The following is a 4,277-nucleotide window of genomic DNA, read 5'->3' as shown; positions in this document are numbered from 1 at the left end:
CGGCGCCGGCGGGGCGGCGTTCGGGGAGGGCGGTGACGCCGGGCGGCGGCAGGCCGGCCGTGGAAGCGAGCATCGCGCACCAGGCGAGCAGGTGCGGCGCGAGGTCGTCGTCGAGCGGCGTCCAGGAGGCGCGGATCTCGATGTCGCCGGCCGCCGGTGGCCCAGCCAACTCGCCGAACCGGGTCGACAGCGTCTGGGTGATCGTGCCGCCGATCGCCCGGTGCCGGGCGTCCTGGGCCTCCAGGGCGTCGGTCAGCCAGGTCCAGCCCACGCCGGGCAGCAGCGGGTCGGCGGCCAGGTCGACCTCCAGCTCGGCGGTCACGTAGGTGACCAGCCGCAGGGTGCCCCGCCACGCCTCGTGCCCGGCCGGGTCGTGCAGCAGGATCAGCCGCCCGGTGGCCACCTCGTCACCGTCGCGCAGCACGGTCGCGGAGAGCGCGAAGGCGTACGGGGCGAGCCGCTGCGGCGCGCCGACCTCCTCAAGCAGGATCTCCGGCCGCGGCGCCGCGGACCGCAGCCCGGCGACCGCGCGGGCGAAGGTCTCCGGAAGCGCGATCGGGGCGGCCATGCCGGCAGCCTATGCCGCCGCCCAGCCGCCCGCCCGAACGGCGCGCCGACGCCGCGCCTTCAGCCAGGCTGATACTGGTCACAAAAGGCCCACGCTGCCCGCTGGGTTCGGCGCCAGCGTGGCACGATGGCCCCGATGACCACCGACACCACGGGCACCGCCGCCCGAGACGACGAGCCCCGCTCCGGCGGACCGGCCGACTCGCCCTTCGTCCGCGCCTGCCGGCGTCGGTCCGGCCCGCACACCCCGGTCTGGTTCATGCGTCAGGCGGGCCGGTCCCTACCGGAGTACCGCGAGATCCGGGCCAACGTGGCGATGCTGGAGTCCTGCCGCCGCCCCGAACTGGTCACCGAGATCACCCTGCAGCCGGTGCGCCGGCACGGGGTGGACGCCGCGATCCTGTTCAGCGACATCGTGGTGCCCGTCGCCGCCGCCGGGGTCGACCTGGACATCGTGCCCGGCACCGGCCCGGTGGTGGCTGACCCGGTGCGCACCCTCGACGACGTCGAGCGGATCCGGCCGATCACCCGCGACGACGTCTCCTACGTGGACGAGGCGGTCCGGCTGCTGGTCGCCGAGCTCGGCGCCACCCCGCTGATCGGCTTCGCCGGTGCGCCCTTCACCCTGGCGAGCTACCTGGTGGAGGGCGGCCCGTCGCGTACCCACGCGAAGACCAAGGCCCTGATGTACGGCCAGCCGGAGCTGTGGCACGCGCTCTGCACCCGGCTCGCGGACGTGACACTGGCGTTCCTGCGGGTCCAGGTCGACGCCGGCGTCTCCGCGGTGCAGCTCTTCGACTCCTGGGCCGGCGCGCTCTCCGAGGCCGACTACCGCCGCTTCGTGCTGCCGCACTCGGCCACCGTGCTGAGCGGGCTCGCCGGCGCGGGCGTGCCGCGGATCCACTTCGGGGTGGGCACCGCCGAGCTGCTCGGGGCGATGGGCGAGGCTGGCGCCGACGTCGTCGGCGTCGACTGGCGTACGCCGCTGGACGTGGCGACCCGCCGGATCGGCCCAGAGAAGGCGGTGCAGGGCAACCTCGACCCGTGCGTGCTGCTCGCCCCCTGGCCGGTGGTCGAGACCGAGGTGCGGCGGGTCCTCGAGCAGGGCCGGGCCGCGCCCGGTCACGTGTTCAACCTGGGCCACGGCGTGCTCCCGGAGACTGACCCCGACGTGCTGACCCGGGTGGTCGAGCTGGTGCACGAGCTGTCGGCACGCCCGGCCGACCAGGGCTGAGCGCCGTGCGAGCGCCGTGGCGGGTGGCGGTGGTCGGCGGTGGGATCGCCGGGCTGGCCGCCGCCGTCCGGTTGCGCGACCGCGCCCCCGCCGGCACCGACATCACCGTGTACGAGCAGTCCGGCGCGCTCGGCGGCAAGCTGCGCACCGGCGAACTGGCCGGCCAGCCGGTGGAGTTCGGCGCCGAGTCGTTCCTGATGCGGGACCCGGCCGGCGGCGAGTCCGTCGCGGTGGCCCTGGTCCGCCGGCTCGGGCTGGCCGACCGGATCGTCCACCCGACGGTCGGGCAGGCCGCGCTGGTCGTCGACGGCGAGCTGCGTCCGATCCCCGGCGGCACCCTGGTCGGCGTACCTGGGAACCTGGAGAAGGTGGCCACGGTCGCGCGGCCGGCGGCGGACGCCGACACCGACGGCGGCGGGCCGCTGCTCGGCCCCGGCGAGGACGTCCCGGTCGGCGCGCTGGTCCGCGCGCGCCTCGGCGACGAGGTGGTCGACCGGCTGGTCGACCCGATGCTCGGCGGCGTGTACGCGGGCCGGGCCGACGACCTCTCCCTGGTCACCACGATGCCGGCACTGGCCCGGGCGGCCCGGGTGGAGCACACCCTGGTCGGCGCGGTGCGCGCCGCGCAGGCCGCGGCCCCCCGCGCCCCGGGCGCGCCGGTCTTCGGCACCCTGGCCGGTGGGCTGAGCACCCTGGTCGAGGCCGCCGCGGCGGCCAGCGGCGCGACGGTCCGGCGGGACGCGACGGTCCGCGAGCTGACCCCGGCCGGCGGTGGCTGGCGGCTGACGGTGGGCCCGACTCGGGATCCGGAACTCGTCGACGTCGACGCCGTGGTGCTGGCGGTGCCGGCCCGGGCCGCGGCCCGGCTGCTCGGCGGCATCGCACCCGAGGCGGCGGCGGGCGTCGGCGGGCTGGACTACGCCAGTGTCGCGCTGGTCACCCTGGCGTTGCCCGAGCCGCGGCTGCCGGAGCTGTCCGGCTTCCTGGTGCCGAGCGCCGAGGGCCTGCTGGTCAAGGCCGCCACGTTCTTCACCACCAAGTGGGGGCACCTGCGCCGGCCGGACGGGCTGGCCCTGGTGCGCGCTTCGGTCGGCCGGTACGGCGAGGAGCGGCAGGTGCAGCGCACCGACGAGGACCTGTCCGCCACCGTGCACCGGGAGCTCTCGGCGGTGCTGGGCGCACCGCTGCCGGCGCCGGTCGGCGGGCACGTGCAGCGCTGGGGTGGCTCGCTGCCGCAGTACACCCCGGGCCACGCCGACCGGGTGGCCGCCGCGCGGGCCGCCCTGCGGGCTGCCCACCCGACCCTGGTCCTGGCCGGCGCCGGGTACGACGGGGTCGGCATTCCGGTCTGCGTCCGGTCCGGGCAGACGGCGGCTGAAGAGATCATCACAGCACTGGGAGGATCGGGGAGATGACCGAGCAGACCAACGCGGCCCGGCTGCGGGAGCTCAACGCGAGCATCCGCTACACCATGTGGTCGGTGTTCCGGGCCACCAGCCCGCTGCCGTCGCTGCGGGACAACGTCACCGGTGAGATCGAGGCCCTCTTCGAGGAACTGGCCGGCAAGGACGTGGTGGTCCGCGGCACGTACGACGTCGCCGGCCTGCGTGCCGACGCGGACCTGATGATCTGGTGGCACTCCTCCTCCAGCGACGCCCTCCAGGACGCCTACCTGCGGTTGCGCCGTACCACCCTGGGTCGCGCGCTCACCCCGGTCTGGTCGCAGATGGCCCTGCACCGGCCGGCCGAGTTCAACAAGAGCCACGTCCCGGCGTTCCTCGCCGGCGAGGAGGCCCGTCCCTACCTTTGCGTCTACCCGTTCGTCCGGTCCTATGAGTGGTACCTGCTGCCGGATGCCGAGCGGCGCGAGCTGCTCGCCGAGCACGGACGGATGGCCCGCGGCTACCCGGACGTGCGCGCCAACACGGTCGCCTCGTTCGCGCTCGGCGACTACGAGTGGATGCTCGCCTTCGAGGCCGACGAGCTGCACCGCATCGTCGACCTGATGCGTGACCTGCGCGGTTCCGGTGCCCGCCGGCACGTCCGGGAGGAGATCCCGTTCTACACCGGCCGTCGCCGCCCCATCGCCGACATCGTTAACTGCCTGGTCTGAGCCGTCGGGACCGACCCGAGACGGGACGGCCAGCACCGCCGTCGCAGCCGGGGCCGGTTGGCGCGGGGGAACCCACCCCCCGGACGCTGTCGAGCTGCCCCTACAGACGGGGCAACGACCTCTGCGGCGCCACCCGGCGGGTGGTCCCACCGGTGGGGCAGCTCGACAGCGAGGGGGCAGCTCGACAGCGACCGGAGGGGGCGGGTACGCCGGATGCGGTACGCCCGGCCGGGCTGGTCCGCGGGCCGCTGGCCGGCCCGGCGGCAACGGTTGCTCCCGCCGGCCGCTGGCCGGCCCCGGCGGCAACGGCTGCTCCCGCCGGCCTGGATGCCCGCCTGGGGGCCGACCGCGGCGGAGGGCCGG

The 4,277-nt window shown here is 75.9% G+C and carries 4 protein-coding genes; 3 read left to right on the top strand and 1 reads right to left on the bottom strand.

Annotated features, from left to right (window positions below):
* The coding region (locus tag C1I99_RS29825) for a DUF3000 domain-containing protein (RefSeq protein ID WP_111137513.1) at positions 1-568 on the bottom strand (568 nt) is incomplete at its 3' end.
* Between the two features lie 135 nt (positions 569-703).
* On the opposite strand from C1I99_RS29825, the gene hemE reads away from it, so the two are divergent.
* Genes hemE through hemQ form a run of 3 tightly spaced genes read left to right on the top strand, consistent with a single transcriptional unit; the run spans position 704 to position 3,914 of the window.
* Positions 704-1,801, top strand: a complete 1,098-nt coding sequence (hemE, locus tag C1I99_RS29820) for a uroporphyrinogen decarboxylase (protein WP_199562440.1) — start codon at positions 704-706, stop codon at positions 1,799-1,801.
* Positions 1,802-1,806: 5 nt separating this feature from the next.
* A complete protein-coding gene (hemG, locus tag C1I99_RS29815; RefSeq protein WP_111137511.1) occupies positions 1,807-3,216 on the top strand; it encodes a protoporphyrinogen oxidase in 1,410 nt (469 codons plus the stop codon).
* Positions 3,213-3,914, top strand: a complete 702-nt coding sequence (gene hemQ, locus C1I99_RS29810) for a hydrogen peroxide-dependent heme synthase (RefSeq protein WP_111137510.1) — start codon at positions 3,213-3,215, stop codon at positions 3,912-3,914. Before hemG ends, hemQ begins: the two co-directional genes overlap by 4 nt.
* Positions 3,915-4,277: the final 363 nt, after the last annotated feature.

This window comes from Micromonospora deserti (genome assembly GCF_003236335.1).
GTDB lineage: Bacteria > Actinomycetota > Actinomycetes > Mycobacteriales > Micromonosporaceae > Micromonospora > Micromonospora deserti.
The sequence above is the reverse complement of the archived record's forward strand: the minus strand, read 5'-3'. Positions and strand labels throughout refer to the sequence as shown.

Coding starts and splice junctions, on each gene's coding strand:
- hemE (WP_199562440.1), top strand. CDS start 704: ATGACCACCGACACCACGGGCACCGCCGCCCGAGACGACGAGCCCCGC.
- hemQ (WP_111137510.1), top strand. CDS start 3,213: ATGACCGAGCAGACCAACGCGGCCCGGCTGCGGGAGCTCAACGCGAGC.